Below are 17,499 nucleotides of genomic sequence, written 5' to 3'. Positions count from 1 at the left end.
AAGGTGGTAAAAAATAATGAGTAATATTCCTACAATTAAATTAAACGATGGAAACGAAATACCAACTATTGGGTTTGGAACTTTTCAAATTCCTAATGATGGTTCCACATATAAGGCGGTTAAACAGGCATTAGAGTTTGGCTATCGTCATATTGATACAGCAGTTGCCTACTTTAATGAAGCTGAAGTAGGTAATGCTGTTAATGATAGCGGAATTTCCCGCGACCAAATATGGATAACAAGTAAGCTTTGGTTACAAGATTTTGGCTATGACTCTGCAAAAAAGGCCATTGATGTGTCATTGAAGAAACTAAACTTGGATTATATTGATTTATACTTAATACATCAACCATATGGTGATGTTCCTGGTGCTTGGCGTGCTATGGAGGAAGCCAAAAAGGAAGGTAAAATCCGGTCAATTGGTGTATCAAATATGACTCCTAAAATTTGGGATAATTTTGTGCCACAATTCTCAACTATGCCTTCTGTAAATCAGGTTGAGTTTAATCCTTATTTCCAACAAAGAACATTACGAGAAATATTAGATAAAAATAACGTTAAGATGGAGGCCTGGGCACCACTAGGCCAAGGGGATCAAAAATTATTAAATGATCCGGTAATTACTAAATTGTCTGAAAAGTATAACAAAGATGTTGGGCAAATCATCCTGCGCTTTGAAAATCAAGATGGTGTTATTGTCTTTCCCAAGTCAGTTCATTCCAGTCGAATCAAGAGCAATTTGGATATTTTTGACTTCGAATTAACCAATGATGAAATGTCACAAATCAAATCACTAGATAAGAATAAAGGAATGCATGATCCGGATGCTTCAGGTGTTCAAGAAATGCTATTATCATCATTTGATGTTCATGCGCTAGATGGCGTTAGACGGAATAAGTGATGAAAAATTTATTGTAGTTAAAACTTAAAAAGATTATGTGTATAAAAAATAGGGATGTGCAATTTGCACATCCCTATTTAACTACCATTTATTTGGTAGATTTTTCTTTCTTATCAGCACGTTTTCTGAACAAGTAGATAATGGCAGGTAAGACTGTCAAAGCACTGATCAGTGAATAACCGGTATCAAGTACGGTAATTAGACCAAATGATCTAAGAACTGGGAAACTTGAGAACATGATGGCTGAGAAACCACCCATAACAGTTAGTCCTGAAACAGTGATAGCTTGTCCAACATGGGAAACAGCATCAATAATAGCCTGTCTGCGCGTGACCTTATTGAGTCGCTCCTCACGATATCTCTCTAGGATAAGGATCGTAAATTCGGTACCAATACCTAGAACTAATGAACTAAGCGCAATTGTAACTGGGTTATATGTTGTATGCATTAACCATAGAGTTAGTGGTGAAAGTCCAAGTACTACCAAGATAGGAAGCACTGGATAAACAGCCAATCTGAACTCATGGTAAACCAATAGTAAGACGATGAAGATAATGATCAAACCAGCAAACATGATCAAATTATGGTTTGAAGTTACATTACTTACACCGATCAACATCATAACTTGTGGACCAGCAGGAGAAATCTTCAGGCCATTGTGATTACCACCAATGTCTTTAGTAATTTTATCCATTAAGTTTTGTTGATCTTTAGATGAAAGATGTTGATTGACCTTAAATTGAATTGTTGCATATTGTTCATTATTGCTAATAACCGTCTTTTTGAGTGAATCAGGGATATTTTTGATCCCAGTGTTCATAGTTGATTGACTAGAATCTAGAGAACCACCTAATTGTTTATAAGTTGAAGAAAGACTGGTTACACCAGTAATATCCTTATACTTATTATTTTCTTTCTTACCCATCTTGTCGATACGTTTCATAGTAGATTTATCACGAACGTCATCGCCTTTGACTAGGTAGTTGATATAAACAGTTGAACCAACTTGTTTTTGTAGATATTTTGTATTTTGTAATTCTGACATGTCTTGAGGGATCATCTTCAAAATATCTGTTTCAGTACCGATATTTCTTTCAACGAAGAATCCGAAGCCACCAAGAACTAGGGCAATGATAAATACCCATGCAGCATGTTTAGTAACAAATTTGGCATAGTTAGCCAACCAGCCGGATAAACGAGTTGTGCCGTTTTTGTGTTTTTCTTTTCTTATCTTATTCTTAGCCACAAATTTAGCATGAGCTTTTTCTGAACCATCTAAGAGTGTGAAAGTACTAAACATCATGAAGAACTCAACGATGTAGACACATAGAACACCAAGTGCCAAGGTTACACCGAATTGTTTCATCATTGGAGCTTTAGAGAAGAACATAGTTAGAAAACTAAACATCATAACTACTAAGGCAATTCCGACGGCAGGTCCCATCTTAGTAATGGAAAGTTTGATTGAACCTTCTGAATCTTCAGAACTGCGATACTCGTCTTCATAACGATTTTGGAACTGAACCCCAAAGTCAGTACCAAGTCCAATAATAATTGGTAGAGTGGCCATTGTAGCAAGTGTGATAGGAAGATTGAACCAACCCATCAAGCCAAATGTCCAGATCAAACCAATTAGAACAAATAGCAATGGTGATAATCTTCTTCTAACAGGGAAGATCAAGGCCAAGATGATCAACATGATAATTACGGCAATAACAACCATAACGGCCATGTTTTGGATAACAACATTCTTAACTTGTCCGATAACTACAGGAGTACCTGCTGTTCTGACTTTAACGTTGCCTTTAAAGTTAGTATCTTTAACAGCCTTATGAACGTCTTTCATTAATTTAACGTTAGCGTCCATGTCAGTTGTGTTCTTAGTGTTAACCATTAATACAGTATGTTTAGCGTTCTTAGGTAATAATTGCGAAATGGCAGATGGAACTTTACCGTTATCACTAAGAAGAATGTCTCTTAAGAGTGCATTAGACATGTTTTGCACCTTAGGGATCATTGGTAAGATACTTTGTTCAAGCGCTTGTTTTTGTTGATCATTTAAGATCGTCATTGTATAAGCTTGAACTTGTTTAGTCTGAGTAGCTGTCAACATTCCCATAAGTTGAGTTTGTGCAGATGCTTGAACTTGTGCAGCAGCAGCTTGTTGTTGTGCTGCGGGTAATTGAGCAATTTTAGCAGTAGCTTGTTGCTGTGCAGCAGCGACTTGAGCTTTTTGAGTATCTGTTAAAATTGTTGGTACAAATTGTGTAACCTGAGCTGTTTGCTCGGTTGTTAATGAACCTTGAATCTTAGTCATCAAAGCAGCTTTTTGCTTATCAGATAATGAGTTCATAACATCCTTTTGAATCTTAGGAGTTAAAGTAAGATTTAATCCCTTCATATTAGAAGCTTGAGTTGGATTATCAGCTAATTGTGATAATTCATCATTCATTAAAGCTACTACATTAGTAGTTCCACGAACGTTATCCAACTTGCTGATCTTCTTGTCCAGCGTATTTAGCTTCTTCATATTTTTTTGTGATAGTATCTGATCCTGCTTGCCACTTACCATGACATAAACAGCATCACCACCGAAGTTCTTTTGATAAGTTTGCGTATCTTTATAAGGTTTAGAATTGGAATTAACGAAAACGTCATTACTGAATTTCATTTCAATTCTAGGCAAACCTATGGCAAGAATTACGGTAATAGCTGCAACAATAGTGATCCACATTTTGGCGTGCTTGTGAACACTATTGCTGAGTGTATTGAAAAATTTCTCCATAATAATCTCATCCCTTTCAGAGTTTTCCTCATAATGACGATTATAGCTATTCGGAGAAAAAAATTAAGAAACAAAAAAAGCCACTAGTCTCAAAATGAGACAAAGTGACGATTCTGTACCAAAAAAATTTCTATAATTTAGCCAATTTTCTAAAGAAGCTCTCGGCAAAGACGGTGAACTCTTTCATGGGGACCTGAAAATCATGATCTTCAAGGTATTCAACAAGTCCAACTAGTCCACCAACAATGAAACTGATCATTAACTCGGGTGTATCTGAATGAACTATTGTCTGAATAAGAGGATCATCTTGACTCTCAGGTTCTTTGTATTTATTTTCAACCAAATCTTTTAGAATACTGCGAAACTCTGGATAGAGATTGGCCTTAGTTTGATATTGCGGTGATATATGGCGCATGAAGTTATTATTGGTTTCAATGAAGTCGGCAATTTGGGCAACGATCGTTTCAGCATTACCAGTGTTGCTTATCAAATCATCTAATAGGTAGGCAAAGACGGATCGCAATAAAACGAATTTGTCAGTGAAGTAACGGTAGAAGGTACTGTGATTGATCATGGCCTCCGTACAAATATCGGCGACAGTGATCTTTTCAAAAGATTTTTTCTCTAATAAAGAGATCATAGCATCGATAATGTTTTTCTTTGTTCGTTGTGTTACCTGTGACATACTTTTCCCCCTAAAATACTTTTACATCTTCATAACGAGTCATTAATTGATTAAAATCATAATCTTTTAATTTTTGTACACTATCTGAGCCGTTAAAGAAGGCTGTTAAACTTCCAGCTAACATAAGGTTTAACGGTAGGTCGGAAACATTTCTAACGGCGACGACAGGAATATTATTCGCAAAGGCATAACCACATTCCCAGACCGTTCCTGAATCAGGTTCTGGTTCATTTCCTTCTATCTTATAGTCTAACATTGCCACTACAACATCGGAAACGTTGATATTGTTGATGTCATGTTTGAAAACAGCTGATTGCCATTCAAAGGAGCCAACTTTTGCATCAGTGTATTCAGCACTAGCGGGGCGGAATATATCACCGATAGTTTCATTTTGCTCTAACAGTGCTTGAATTTCATCGAGTCGTTTTACCTGTTGTTCATCGAAAAAAGGTCCGGCTAAATAGATACGATTTTTTTTGTTCATAGAACTCTCCTTTTTGATATGTATTTATTATACTGGAAGAGTTTAAAAAATCCTTCTAATTTCCTTTAAACAGCTGCTATTTTCTCAATATTATAAATATTTTTAAACCTGATATTATTTTTTCTTGTAATAGGTTGAAAATTCTTTAAAAGTTCAAATTTAGATGGTATAAAGAACATAGCACGGAGGATGACGAGCATGGAAAGTAGAAAAGATCTTAAAAAAAATAGACGCAATGTAAGTTACTTAGCATTATTTGGAATCATAATGGCCTTCATTCTATTAATATTTTAGAATATCTTTTTAAAATTATAAATAAAACTAGTGGAGAAGTTATCTCTACTAGTTTTTTATTTTATAGAATTATTTGTGTAATAAGGATAAAATCTCCGAATTATTCTGCTATACTGAATTCATTATAATGATAAAATAGGGGGAAATAAAAATTATGAAACTAGGTAAAATTGGATTAACGGCTTTATTATTGTTCTTTTCTGTGGCTCCATTTGTAACTAATGCGACAACAGTTAATGCAGATGTAAGTAAGCTGAATACTATTCCTGGTATAGTGACTGGAACAATGGGAGTATACAATGAGCAGGGTTCATATGTACCAATGGTTTGGTTCGATGAAAATGATGTGGCACAACCAGTAACAAACAGGGCTTTACAAAATGATACTCCTTGGCAAGTAGACAAAATGGTATTTTATGGAAATGATACATATTACCGTGTGTCGACAAATGAATGGGTAGCATATAGATATGTTAACGACGACAAAATACTTTTTCTTGATAATTAATAATTCTTTGATCTGAACTTACTAATTATGATTTGACATATTGTAACTATAAAAGGGTTAGAAGATTAAAATTACGAGATTAGGGGAAATATGAAATGAAATTTAGAAAAATGATTCTATCAGTATTATTATTAGTATCTTTAGGTACTCCAGCAGTAATGAGTTCTGCTACCACTGTTAACGCTGACTATGAGGAACCAGGTTCAACGGTATACGTATTGGGCGTTGTTCATGTTGCTGATATTGTTACTCAAGGAAACTTTGTACCAATGGTTTCATTTAATGCAGATAATAGTGTTTCGCCGGTAACAAATCGAGCTTTACAGAATGATACTCCTTGGAGATCTGATATACAGAAAAGAGCCACAGATGGTGGATGGTATTATCGAGTATCAACAAATGAATGGGTAAATTCTGAATACGTACCAAGTTACGAACTAATAAATGCTTAAATTCAAAGAACTCTCAACTTGCCCAAAAGCAAATCGAGAGTTCTTTTTTTACAATTATTTTTTAAAACGATTGCGATACTTCAAAGCAACGTTTACCAAACTAAGTAATACTGGAACTTCAACCAGAGGTCCAATAACAGCAGTGAAAGCTTCACCAGAACTGATACCAAAGACGCTGACAGCTACGGCAATTGCTAACTCAAAGTTGTTACTTGCTGCAGTTAATGAAAGGGATGCAGCAATTGGATAACTGGTACCACGATGATGAGCCATGCCAAATGAAATAAAGAACATGATCAAGAAATATAATAGTAGAGGAACAGCAATTCTGACAACATCTAAAGGTAACTCAACGACTTTTTCACCTTTAACAGAGAACATAACGATGATAGTAAAAATCAGAGCCCAGAAGGTTATTCGACTGATTTTTGGAACGTAGACATTCTCAAACCAATTCTTACCCTTAAAATGGATCAATAAATAATGAGAACCGATACCTGCTAAGAAAGGTATTCCTAGATAAATAGCTACACTTTTGGCAATTGATGCCATAGGAACACTGACAGTGTGTGTCTGTAATCCAAGCCAGCCAGGAATTATTGTAATAAACAGGTAGGCAAAGAAAGAATAGAAAATAATTTGAAAAATAGCGTTAAAAGCAACTAATCCAGCAGTATATTCACCATCTGCTTGAGCGAGTTCACTCCAGACGATAACCATGGCAATACATCTTGCTAGGCCAATCATAATAAGTCCAGTCATGTAGGCTGGATAATTGTGTAAAAAGATAACCGCTAAAGCAAACATGACAATTGGACCAACGACCCAGTTTTGGAATAATGAAATTAGAAGTGTTTTCCAATCCTTGAAGACATGTCCCATCTCTTCATATTTAACTTTAGTTAGTGGTGGATACATCATCAAGATCAATCCAATCGCGATCGGAATTGAAGTCGTACCAACTGACATGCTGTTAATAACGTTAGCTGTATTAGGCCAGAAGAAGCCGACAGCAACACCAATTATCATTGCTAAAATAATCCACCAAGTCATATAACGATCAAAAATAGATAGTTTCTGACTAGTTTTTTCCAAAATAAATCCCCCCAATCCATATACATAGATAAATATCTATGTAACCATTTTCATGATAACTTAAATGAATTGTGAAATCAAAAACTCTTTTGGGGGTGGTGAGAGATTATCGCCCACGGTAGTGAGTGTGGCTGGTCTGTTGTGCGACCGTTCTCCGCCAAGGTCGGAGAACTCGATTTTGAGCTTTGCTGACGCAAATCTCGAAATCGTCGATTCCGTAACGACGGAAAGCCGCCGACGTAACGGAATTTTCACTGCTGACCACCACCCTCACTATCGTGGGCTTAATTGGATTAGTGATGTATATAGTGGATTCAAATTTTTTAGATTACGGAACAAAATAAAAAGAGAAAATCCAAGTAATTTAGTTTCCTCTTTTATTTACTATTATATATATATCAATTCGATAAAATCTGGAGATTTTGAGTAATGTAACCAGTTGCGCAAGTGGAGTAGAACGGTGGTTTTCCGTTCGTACTTCACCGACGATTCTGAGATTTGCAAAGCAAAGCTCAAAATCGAGATGAGAGACCTTGCCTCGAATCGGTCGCGTAACAGGTGGAATTACTCAAAGTCTAAAGCGACACCTAACGTTCTATTTTTCAGGCTTAACTAACGAATTGTCATTAGTACCAAACCACTTCTCGTTTATTTTTTGCAGTTGACCATCATTAGCCAACTTCTGAAAAGCAGTGTCAATTTTTCTCTTCATAGTTTTGTCACCTTTTCTCATACCCACGGCAAAGTCTTCACCATCGAAGCCACCAGTTGTCATTTGATATGAATCAGGATCTTTTTCGTGCTTGATATAATATCCAGCATAAACACTATCGATCAAGAGACCTTGAATTCTGTTAGCGTCTAGATCCATCAAAGCATTGTTGAAAGAATCATACATAACAGGTGATTGATTTTTGATGTAATCTTTTAGCATCTTAGGGTGTTCATCCAACAAACTGGCACCAGATGAACTGGTTTGGACTCCTAAAGTTTTATTTTTCATACCGGCAAAACTATTGATGTTTTGGTCCTTTTTTGTGACTAAGATTTGACGATTAGCCATATAGGGACGTGAGAAGGCTAATTGTTTTTGACGTGCAGGTGTGATCGTATAACCGTTCCAGATGAGGTCGATTGTACGATTACGTAATTCTGTTTCTTTCATATTCCAATCGATCGGTTGAAAGTCGGCCTTGATACCGTATTGTTTGAAAACTGCTTTAGCAAGGTCGATATCATAACCGACCAAGTTACCATTCTTTTGGCGGAACCCCATTGGAACAAAGGTATCATCTAAACCAATGATTACGCGGCCACGTTTTTTGATAGTTGACCATGTGTCAACGGTGTTGGCTTGTTGGGCAACTGATTTTGAACTAGTGCTGCTTTGACAACCGCTCAAAATGGTTACGAAGCAAGCCAAGAGGGCAATCATTGCAAATATTTTCTTTTTCATAATTTAATCCCCCTGATAGTTATTTGTTAATAGGTTTAACTTCGAGTAATTGGTCGGCAATCTTTTTAGCGAATTCAGGATCATGGGTAACAACTATTTGCGTTATTCCGGTTTTCTTTAAATCAAGGATCAACTGGGCTACCGCATCACGCAAACTTGGATCAAGTGCTGATGTAGGTTCGTCATAACAGAGAATTTTTGGTTGCATTGCTAAAGCACGGGCAATAGCAACACGCTGTTTTTGACCGCCGGATAACTCAAAAGGATATTGGTCAGCGTGACTAGATAACTCCAATTGGGCTAGTAGATCTTTAGCTGCTTTTATGGAAGTTTTTTTATCTTTTTTTAGAACCATTTCTGGTGCTAAAGCGACATTTTGAAGAACTGTCAGATGAGGGAAAAGATTAAAATCTTGGAAGACTACGCCGACAATACGTTCTTTGGCAGATTCATCAGTTGGGTCAAATGATTCTCCATTAAGCATGAATTTACCTGAATCAACTTTTTCAAGCCCGGCAATGCAACGAAGTAAGGTAGTTTTACCAGCACCTGAAGGTCCGACGACACTAAGAATTGCATTGTCCTTAACTTCAAGATTTAAGTTATTTAAAATAGTGGTTCCTTCAAAACCTTTTGTAATATTTTCTAGCTTTAGCATAAAAATTCCTCCCAAATCCTAACGATAGTAGCTGAAGTGTTTCTCTAAAATACGTAAAACCCAAGTACAGACGAGCGTTAATAATAGATAGATAACGCCGACTAATAGCAATGGAACAAGTGTAACGTCACGAGAACTGGCAATATTCCCAGCTCGAAGAAGATCACCTAATCCAATTACGTATACTAATGATGAATCCTTAACCAAGTTGATAACTTCGTTACCAATTGATGGTAGGACGATTTTTAAAACTTGCGGTACGATGATCCTTCTGATAGTTTGCCAGTAATTTAAACCAAGAACTTTAGCTCCCTCAAATTGTCCTTTACTAATAGCACCAAATCCACCACGAAAAATTTCGGCGAAGTAAGCTGTGTAATTTAATATGAAGGCAAATAATGCGGCGTCATATCTTTCAAATACGATATGGAAGAAGGGCATGTTTGGTAAGCCATAAAATACGAAGATCAATTGTAGTAATAATGGTGTTCCACGCATGACCCAGATATAAAATGAAACCAACCAACTCAATGGTTTAAACCTTGAACTTCGTCCTAATGATACTAAGACACCCAATGGTAATGAACAAACCAAAGTCCAAAAGAAAATTTTTAATGTCATAACCGTACCACTTAGTAGTGATGGTAGTATTTCTAAAATATAGTGCATGTTTTTTCCCCCTGACTGTACAAAAAAAGTCCTCCAGCAAAATGCTAGAGGACGTCGCGACGTGGTTCCACCTCAATTTGTTAGTGCTTCACAGCATTAACCTCAGGAAGTTATTGTAAACAAAAAGCCCTCTTAGTCGTATGACTAAGAGGGCGATTTAACGCGGTACCACCTCTGGCTTCTTAATATCTCACGATATCAAGCTCACGAAGTTACAATAACTTCAGCGATAACGGCGCTACCGAAATAACCTACTAGGGTTCAGTCATTTAACTTACAGATGTGTTTCATCACTTACCGGATCGACTCCCACCACCGTCGACTCTCTGGACCAAATAAAGCAATTACTCTTCTGTCATCGTTTTTGTACTGTTTAAATGTTGAAACTATCGTACGTCCTTCTAAATCGAAAGTCAAGAATATTATTATATATTCGATTGACAGTATTATAAGAATATACTATATTAGTAACTAATCAATATTATACGACGTATAGTATTATAGAAAGGTGAGATAATATGGCAATTCAAGCCTCGACCGAGATTCTGGAGGGAAGTGTCTTAGCTTTGCTCACAAGAGAGGACTACTACGGTTATATGATAACCAAAGAAGTTCAAAAGGTATTTCCAATTTCAGAATCAACAATGTATCCGATCCTTCGCCGTCTAAAAAAAGAAGGCTGGTTAGAAACCTATGATCAGGCCTATGAGGGCAGAAATCGTCGATACTATAAAATAACCGCATTAGGTGAATCACAATTAGCTTCGATCAAAAATGATTGGTCAGATTTAAAGGAAGCTACGGACAAAATTTTGGAGGATAAAGATGGAGAATAAAGCTGTAAATGAATATATTGATGAATTAAAAGTTTATTTACATCCACTAAGCGAATCAGAACGAAACGATGTTTTGGAATTTTATCGTGAGTATTTAATTGATGCAAATTTGGTCACAACTGATGCAATTATAAATGAACTTGGTTTACCGAAGAAATTAGCTAGAAAAGTACTAGCTGATTATTCAATCAAGATGTCTGAAGATAATTATCAACATGTGGATAACGGACGTATTAGTGACAACGAACGTTTTAAAAAAAATCTTGGTATGATCGGTTTGATTATTTTGGCTTTAATGGCCTCACCGATTGCCATTCCTGCCGCAATTGTCTTGGTACTTGGATTAGTTTTATTCTTTAGTTTAGGAATATTCTTTGTACTTTTATTCTTGTTCTTATTGGCGTTGTCCGTGCTCATTGGAATTGGAGCCATTTTTATTGGTATATCAGTGATCTTTGAATCAATTGCGACCTCGGTCTTTTATATCGGAGCCGGATTGATGATCCTGGGGATCAATTTCTTCATTATTCCAATCGTTATAGCGGTTGTCCGTTGGATCTTTGATCTTGTAGTTATCTTCTTTAGATGGTTAGGGAAGAAATTACTTTATGGACGCAATACACCAATGAAGGGGGAAAATAAATAATGCGTAAGTATTTTGTAACTGGTTTCTATCTATTAGTTTTAGGAGCCATCCTCTGTGTCGGCGGATTTTTGGGCGGCGGTATGAAAATGGTCGCCTGGGATCATGGATTTAAGATTTCTGAAAAAGTTAACGAAACCACTAGTTTAAAGAAATTTTCTAAAGTTAAAGTAAAAGGTAAAAATGTTGAAGTCAGAGTTCAAAAAGGTAGCAACTATTCAATTCATGTAGTGGGTGATAAATTACAAGCACCAACATATGAAGTTAAAAATGATACTTTAGTTGTGACAGGTCATAAGAGAAGAGCGGCCGTTGATTGGAACGGAAGAGGCGAAAACGTCGTTATAACGGTTCCTAAAAAGGCAAGTCTGAAGAAAATGCATTTCGACTTGGCCGATGGTAATGTCAGGTTAAGGAACTTAAAAATCGATAAGTTAACTAAGTCTGATAAGCATTGGAATAGCGATGCTGCAATTTATCTCGATAATGTGACGGTTACTGAAAAAAATGATAGCAAGTTCTTCCTTGATTATGGATACATTCAAATTAAGGACTCGACTATTAATAATTTAAATTTTGTCGCCGATAATGATACGATCGTTGATATCAAAAATTCTACTTTAAATAATTATAAATTTAATATGAGTGACTCTAAATTAAAAGTCGCTAACTCAACGTTAAATGGTGGATCAGTTCATATGGATGACGGACATGTTCATCTTCATTACGATGATATCAAGGGAACAAATGACTATACATTGACTGATGAGAGTACTTTGAAGACTGAATCAGGTAAGATGGATGGTGTCGATTTGAATGCTAAAGTTATTGATTACTTCGGTGAAAGAAAAGACGGAACTTATCAATCCAACCCAAATTCTGAGAATTTATTAAAAGTCAACGCCACTGATGGTACGATCCATGTTCAGTAAATTAGTGTCATAAGATAAGTTTTGATATAATGGCGTTATTGTGAGGGATATTAATGAATAACACCAATTATAGGAAAGTTTCACTTTTAGAAGTTAGAAAACAAGCAAGACAAACGTTTCGTAAGGATATTAAAGAAAATATTGCTTTGAATATTTTCCCAATTATCATGCGCTTTATTGGGATGTATTTTATGGTTAAAATTTATACACAATGGTTTTCAAACCTAGGTATAAATATCAGTAATACTCAACAGGCCACTGAACAATTGACCAAAATAATGCAAAAAATGTCTTCCAGCCCAGAAGCCGCGTCCAAATACGTCCTGACATTGACGCCAGCGACAAGCTTAGCAATTTATGCGTTTACACTGTTTTTTTTAATGATCTGTATTGGGGTTTCATATGCATTAGTTGACTATATGAGAAACCCGGATCTACAGATCAATGCCTTGAAGGGAAGCTTGCAAGTATTCAGTTCTCAATACTTCTTCCCCGTAGTAATGCTATTAGTTATTTTAGGATTTTTCGTTGAAGCGGGATTAGCGATCTACATTATTCCAGGAATTTGGTTTATGTTGATGTTTTCTCAAATTTTTTTAGTCTTTAAGGATAATCTTAATACCACCGATAAGTGGTCACTTCGTTCTGCCTTTAGTAGTTTTAATGGCAGTTCTCGATTGATGAGAGGCTATAAATTCTCGCTGTTGTTGTTAGGTATTGAGTTTTTCTTATGGGAAATTTTGAACCTTATGACTTCCGAGCTATTATCGATCTGGTTGCATCCGTATGAACAACTTACATTGGCTGCATTTTATCAGAAGATAACTGAGAGTAAGGAATAATATTCAGTCAACTAGTTATGTAAGTAATCATAAAAAAAATAATATCCCGTAAGTATACATAGTGTATATTTGCGGGGTATTTTGGTGTGTAATTTGTTGAATTTCCGTCAGCTAGTTAAAATAATTCCATCTGTTGTGCGACCGATTCGAGCCAAGGTCTCTCATCTCGATTTTGAGCTTTGCTACGCAAATTTCAAAATCGTTAGTGGAGTAGAACTCCACTTTCACAACGGATTCCATTATTTTAACTATCTGGCTAAGTTATGTAAGTGATAATAAAAAAAATCCCGTAGTATACATAATGACCTATATCCCCGAAGTTAGAACAACTTTGAGGGTATTTTTGTAACTAAAATTACAATCGATAAAAAGATTGAAATAATTGATTCAATATTATAATGAAGAAAGAATACAAAAAAATTAGGCTATCTTTCATCGTTCGAATTCTAACGGCTTCAATAGCCTAAATAAAAGTTTTAACTTTTTGGATACACGGCAATATCGTATATTTGCGAGATATTTATTTGGAATTTATATTGGATTAAAAATTGTATTGTTGTCTAAATGTACTAAACAGATCTAGCCGAAGGTGGAGAGGAAAGTTTGCCAGCGGTGATAATTCCGTTAGGACGATGGTTTATGTCGTTCTTACGGAATGAACGATTTAGAGATTTGCGAAAGCAAAGCTCCAAATCGAGGCATCAGACCTTGGCTGAGGCCGGTTCCACAGCGTGTGGACTTTCCTCTTCACCGTAGGAGGAATATTACATCTTAATAACTTGTGTCCGTGAACGTAACTTTAGTAGAGGGCCGTTAAACTTGTCTAATGCTTGCGTTAATTCCATACCAGTCAATTTGTCGCCGAACTGAACCACCTCGTAAAGAGCATTGGATTTCTTCAACATAAAATTAGATTTTTCGAATTTATGATCCAAATAGAATTGACGATATTGTGACTGTTTTTCTTTTAAAGGTCCCACCATCAAACAAATATGCTTCTTGTGGAAGGTTCTAGTTAGCTGCTCTAGAGCCTTTCCGCCGAATCCTTGTCCTTGAAATTTTTGATCAATGGCCAAGTAACGAACTAGAGCGGTATCTTTGTTTCTGATAACATATGTGAAGCCAATCCATTGTGATTCATTGTATATACTGAACAATCTGACAAATTCTTTTTTTGATCTGGATTTAAAAAGCCAGAGGGGAATACGTTCATCTTGGGAAAAATTCTCCTTATAAACACGTTCAATTTGTTTCATATCAGCTTTTGTTTTATTTTCATCTAAAATTAACATGATCTATCTCCAATAAAAGTTTCTCTTACTTCTAGTATAACTGACAAGTTATATTTTTCACGTTTTTGTTTTCTTAATTTGAAAGCGGTAACATATATTTGAAATTTAAAACTACTTGGAGGCAAGGGGAATGGCAAAGTATCAAGATCGTTTGGATTCAATCAAGAAGAACTATGGAACTTTGACTAAAGCATCCGGTGAAGTCGGCAAGGATTTTTTAGCTATGCACTCCGCTGCTTTGGAAGATGGTGCAATTTCACATAAAAACAAGGAATTGATGTGCCTATGTGTGGCAATTTCGATTCGTTGTGAGGGCTGTATTTTAGATCATTTGAACAACGCTATTGAAGCTGGTGCAACAAGAGAAGAAATTGTTGAAGCCGTCAATACTGCGATCCTTATGAGCGGTGGTCCAGCCTATGTTTATGGTGGAACGGCACTTGAAGCTATGGACGAACTTCTTAAATAGACTCCAAATAAATAAGCAAAGGGAACGAGGAAGCTCTTGAAACTTATTTAAAGTAATTTTAAAACAAAAACACATCCATTAATTTGCTGTCGTTGGCAGATGAATGGATGTGCTTTTTTGTTTATTTTCTTTCTTCAACAAAAATGTAGTCGATTGCTTTAGCACCAATAGTCAACATGGTACCGTCGTCTTTTTCGACAACTAAAGAATCGTCAAATTTTTCATGTTTAATAATTCTGATCGTATCGTCAATTTCTAAACTTAGACTACCAAAATATTGTAGAAAGTCATAATTATCAGAAATACGAACGATTTGGACATGGACGCCATCTTTAACCATGCTCAATAGTTTATCGTCAGCGTCAGTTTCCCCTTGACCATTACCCGGGATAATACCACCGTGAGGGCAACGTTGAGGGTGACCAAGAAAGTCGTTCAACTGTGTCATTAAATCATCATCTGATGAGTGCTCCAAGGCGTCAGCGTGATTATGAACGTTATCAACTGGGTATTTTAGGCAGTCGTGTAAAAATACTTCCCATAAACGATGAGTTTTGACCAATTTTTCTGAGACTTTATTTCCCTTAGGCGTCAAAGTGATCTTATTATATGGTGAGTGTGTCAAATAACCCTCGCTAGCTAATGAATTGAGCATTTCCGTAACTGAAGGTGCAGAGACATTCATAATTTCTGAGATACGCTTGTTGGTAATTTTTGTAAAATCAAAATTCAACTCGTAAATAGTTTTAAGATAATTCTCTTTGTTAGGTGACAATTTTTTTACCTTTCGTGTGAACTAAATTCTATATTAGTTAATTAATTATAACGCAGATTGAAATTTTTGGTCGATCAATAATGTTAAAATAATTGATATAGGAAGGGGGAGGATCAATGAACATACCAAAACGTAAAATAGATTGGTTGGGGCTTATATTTGGATTCTTGTCACTGTATGTTGGTTATTTAGTAACTTGGTATCCATTGAATAGTCTTTCAACAATTGCTTATATCATTGGCTTTGCGGCCGTTTTGAGAGGTGTTTATCAACTTTGGTTCGGTTCACAGATGGGCCGCTATTTAGGATCAGATAGTGGTTGGACTGTTCTCTCGGCGATTGCTAATATTATTATTGGTATTATCTTTATTGCCCATATTAACGTGGGTGTGGTGATAACGGTATACATGTTTGCTATTTGGTTCTTACTAGACGCAGGGTTTCAATTATTTACCGCTAAATTTTATCATTTCTTCGGGAAAAAATATTATTGGTTAATTGTTATCGTGGGTACTTTGAACCTTATTTTTGCCATAGTGTTATTGTTTAATCCGGTTCTAGCTGGAGGAGTTATTGTCTTTATGTTGGCATTCTTTTTCTTTGCTACTGGTATTGCTGAAATTATTGAGGCATTTTAGTAAAAAGTATTTTGCAAAAATATCTTATCTGATAAAATAAGAGGTAGATATGCCGTCTTAGCTCAGATAGGTAGAGCATCACCATGGTAAGGTGGGGGTCGTCGGTTCAAATCCGATAGACGGCTTTTGCGGTTCGATTACTCAAATGTTCCAACTGGAATATGTTTAGTATATTAAATACTCCTTAATTTTATGCATTTTAATAATGTGTAAATTAAGGAGTATTTTTTAGTTGTAATATTTACTTAGTTAATAACGATAAGAACGGTCTAACCGCGGACCAAGTTTGAAACAATACACAGTAATAAAAACCATTAACCCAAAGTTCCACCGATCAAATAAGTTATTAACATTGTTAAACTACCCGTAATAACATTTCGGATAATAAATTTTAAGGAATTATTATGACCTAATTTAGAACTAATATAGCCAGTTCCCATCAATGCTAAGATCATAGCAAACATGGTTCCAACTATTTTATAAGGGTCAGGGATAAGCGTTATTGAAATCAGTGGCAAAACGGCTCCGCAGATAAATGAAAAGAAAGAGCAGATCGCGGCATGCCAAGGATTAAAGTAGTGGTGCAATTCAATATTATATTTGCTACGCAATGTTGTTTCTAATCCATGAGATCTCATCAATTCTTTAGAGCATTGTGAGGCTAATTCTGGGGAAAGCCCTTCGTTGATATATTTTTGTGTTAAAAGGTCAGTTTCCTCATCACGATGCTCATTTAATGTCATTTCTTGTAATTTAGTCATTGTTTTTTGGGTATCCCGTTGAGTACTAACTGAAACGTATTCACCACCAGCCATTGAAAAGGCTCCAGCAAACATACCTGACAGTCCGGCAATAAGTAAAGCCATCTGTCCTTGGTTAGCTCCAGCAACACCGAGTACGATTCCGGCAACTGAGATGATACCATCATTTGCTCCCAAAACACCGGCTCTAATAATATTCAATTTTTCCGATAGCCGATAATTACTGGTCAATTTTTGCATTTTTAATGTGCCCAAGGATATTCCATTTTTCATAACCCAATCTCCTAAAAACTATTAATTACTCTCATTATAGAGTCTTTAGAA

General features: G+C 35.9%; 19 protein-coding genes, 1 tRNA gene and 1 other annotated feature. Of the genes, 10 read left to right on the top strand and 10 right to left on the bottom strand.

The genetic code is table 11. From position 1 onward, the window contains the following. The first annotated feature begins 16 nt into the window (after positions 1 to 16). On the top strand, positions 17 to 901 hold the full coding sequence (locus EKM64_RS02055; protein ID WP_125675074.1) for an aldo/keto reductase: 885 nt from the start codon (positions 17 to 19) through the stop codon (positions 899 to 901). 88 nt (positions 902 to 989) lie between these two features. Here EKM64_RS02055 and EKM64_RS02050 read toward each other — a convergent pair whose 3' ends face one another. From EKM64_RS02050 to EKM64_RS02040, 3 genes are all read right to left on the bottom strand, one after another. Further along, the gene (locus tag EKM64_RS02050; protein WP_125675072.1) at positions 990 to 3,686 is read right to left on the bottom strand and encodes an efflux RND transporter permease subunit; all 2,697 of its coding nucleotides are present in this window, start codon (positions 3,684 to 3,686) and stop codon (positions 990 to 992) included. A gap of 130 nt (positions 3,687 to 3,816) precedes the next feature. Beyond that, the gene (locus EKM64_RS02045) at positions 3,817 to 4,371 is read right to left on the bottom strand and encodes a TetR/AcrR family transcriptional regulator (RefSeq protein ID WP_125675070.1); all 555 of its coding nucleotides are present in this window, start codon (positions 4,369 to 4,371) and stop codon (positions 3,817 to 3,819) included. 10 nt (positions 4,372 to 4,381) lie between these two features. Beyond that, the gene (locus tag EKM64_RS02040) at positions 4,382 to 4,855 is read right to left on the bottom strand and encodes a nucleoside 2-deoxyribosyltransferase (protein ID WP_125675068.1); all 474 of its coding nucleotides are present in this window, start codon (positions 4,853 to 4,855) and stop codon (positions 4,382 to 4,384) included. A gap of 448 nt (positions 4,856 to 5,303) precedes the next feature. Here EKM64_RS02040 and EKM64_RS02035 point away from each other — a divergent pair, with 448 nt between their 5' ends. Together EKM64_RS02035 and EKM64_RS02030 are read left to right on the top strand one after the other, a co-directional pair. Then, positions 5,304 to 5,657 carry a hypothetical protein gene (locus EKM64_RS02035; RefSeq protein ID WP_125675066.1) on the top strand — a complete coding sequence of 118 codons (354 nt, stop codon included), beginning with the start codon at positions 5,304 to 5,306 and terminating at the stop codon, positions 5,655 to 5,657. 95 nt (positions 5,658 to 5,752) lie between these two features. Next, the gene (locus EKM64_RS02030) at positions 5,753 to 6,109 is read left to right on the top strand and encodes a hypothetical protein (protein WP_125675064.1); all 357 of its coding nucleotides are present in this window, start codon (positions 5,753 to 5,755) and stop codon (positions 6,107 to 6,109) included. A 54-nt stretch (positions 6,110 to 6,163) separates the two neighbouring features. On the opposite strand, the gene arsB is transcribed toward EKM64_RS02030, so the two are convergent. The 4 genes from arsB to EKM64_RS02010 form a co-directional block, all read right to left on the bottom strand. After that, a complete protein-coding gene (gene arsB / locus EKM64_RS02025) occupies positions 6,164 to 7,204 on the bottom strand; it encodes an ACR3 family arsenite efflux transporter (RefSeq protein WP_125675062.1) in 1,041 nt (346 codons plus the stop codon). Between the two features lie 595 nt (positions 7,205 to 7,799). Beyond that, positions 7,800 to 8,660 (bottom strand): amino acid ABC transporter substrate-binding protein, encoded by an 861-nt coding sequence (locus EKM64_RS02020; protein WP_125675060.1) that lies wholly within the window; start codon positions 8,658 to 8,660, stop codon positions 7,800 to 7,802. Between the two features lie 19 nt (positions 8,661 to 8,679). Then, entirely contained in the window at positions 8,680 to 9,318 is a 639-nt protein-coding gene (locus tag EKM64_RS02015) for an amino acid ABC transporter ATP-binding protein (protein ID WP_125675058.1), read from the bottom strand. Positions 9,319 to 9,336: 18 nt separating this feature from the next. Beyond that, positions 9,337 to 9,987, bottom strand: coding sequence for an amino acid ABC transporter permease (locus EKM64_RS02010; protein WP_125675056.1), 651 nt, complete (start codon positions 9,985 to 9,987; stop codon positions 9,337 to 9,339). A 145-nt stretch (positions 9,988 to 10,132) separates the two neighbouring features. Beyond that, positions 10,133 to 10,355 (bottom strand) — a binding site (T-box leader). 150 nt (positions 10,356 to 10,505) lie between these two features. Between EKM64_RS02010 and EKM64_RS02005 the strand changes: the two genes are divergently transcribed. The 4 genes from EKM64_RS02005 to EKM64_RS01990 are packed head-to-tail and all read left to right on the top strand — an operon-like array spanning position 10,506 to position 13,240. Next, positions 10,506 to 10,823 (top strand): PadR family transcriptional regulator, encoded by a 318-nt coding sequence (locus tag EKM64_RS02005; RefSeq protein ID WP_125675054.1) that lies wholly within the window; start codon positions 10,506 to 10,508, stop codon positions 10,821 to 10,823. Then, positions 10,813 to 11,469 (top strand): DUF1700 domain-containing protein, encoded by a 657-nt coding sequence (locus EKM64_RS02000; RefSeq protein WP_125675052.1) that lies wholly within the window; start codon positions 10,813 to 10,815, stop codon positions 11,467 to 11,469. Before EKM64_RS02005 ends, EKM64_RS02000 begins: the two co-directional genes overlap by 11 nt. After that, the gene (locus EKM64_RS01995; protein ID WP_125675050.1) at positions 11,469 to 12,398 is read left to right on the top strand and encodes a DUF4097 family beta strand repeat-containing protein; all 930 of its coding nucleotides are present in this window, start codon (positions 11,469 to 11,471) and stop codon (positions 12,396 to 12,398) included. Before EKM64_RS02000 ends, EKM64_RS01995 begins: the two co-directional genes overlap by 1 nt. 53 nt (positions 12,399 to 12,451) lie before the next feature. Next, the gene (locus EKM64_RS01990) at positions 12,452 to 13,240 is read left to right on the top strand and encodes a DUF975 family protein (protein ID WP_125675048.1); all 789 of its coding nucleotides are present in this window, start codon (positions 12,452 to 12,454) and stop codon (positions 13,238 to 13,240) included. Between the two features lie 764 nt (positions 13,241 to 14,004). Here EKM64_RS01990 and EKM64_RS01985 read toward each other — a convergent pair. After that, positions 14,005 to 14,532 (bottom strand): GNAT family N-acetyltransferase, encoded by a 528-nt coding sequence (locus EKM64_RS01985; protein ID WP_125675046.1) that lies wholly within the window; start codon positions 14,530 to 14,532, stop codon positions 14,005 to 14,007. 130 nt (positions 14,533 to 14,662) lie between these two features. On the opposite strand from EKM64_RS01985, the gene EKM64_RS01980 reads away from it, so the two are divergent. After that, positions 14,663 to 15,001, top strand: a complete 339-nt coding sequence (locus tag EKM64_RS01980; RefSeq protein ID WP_125675044.1) for a carboxymuconolactone decarboxylase family protein — start codon at positions 14,663 to 14,665, stop codon at positions 14,999 to 15,001. A 121-nt stretch (positions 15,002 to 15,122) separates the two neighbouring features. On the opposite strand, the gene EKM64_RS01975 is transcribed toward EKM64_RS01980, so the two are convergent. Then, the gene (locus EKM64_RS01975) at positions 15,123 to 15,776 is read right to left on the bottom strand and encodes a metal-dependent transcriptional regulator (RefSeq protein ID WP_125675042.1); all 654 of its coding nucleotides are present in this window, start codon (positions 15,774 to 15,776) and stop codon (positions 15,123 to 15,125) included. Between the two features lie 116 nt (positions 15,777 to 15,892). Here EKM64_RS01975 and EKM64_RS01970 point away from each other — a divergent pair, with 116 nt between their 5' ends. Continuing rightward, positions 15,893 to 16,414, top strand: coding sequence for a DUF308 domain-containing protein (locus EKM64_RS01970; RefSeq protein ID WP_125675040.1), 522 nt, complete (start codon positions 15,893 to 15,895; stop codon positions 16,412 to 16,414). Positions 16,415 to 16,465: 51 nt separating this feature from the next. Further along, a tRNA-Thr gene (locus EKM64_RS01965) sits at positions 16,466 to 16,539 on the top strand. Between the two features lie 189 nt (positions 16,540 to 16,728). Here the strand turns inward: EKM64_RS01965 and EKM64_RS01960 are convergent. Then, positions 16,729 to 17,448 carry a VIT1/CCC1 transporter family protein gene (locus tag EKM64_RS01960; protein WP_225420928.1) on the bottom strand — a complete coding sequence of 240 codons (720 nt, stop codon included), beginning with the start codon at positions 17,446 to 17,448 and terminating at the stop codon, positions 16,729 to 16,731. Positions 17,449 to 17,499 lie beyond the last annotated feature (51 nt).

It is taken from the genome of Companilactobacillus keshanensis (assembly GCF_003946205.1).
Taxonomy (GTDB): Bacteria; Bacillota; Bacilli; order Lactobacillales; family Lactobacillaceae; genus Companilactobacillus; species Companilactobacillus keshanensis.
The sequence above is the reverse complement of the archived record's forward strand: the minus strand, read 5'-3'. Positions and strand labels throughout refer to the sequence as shown.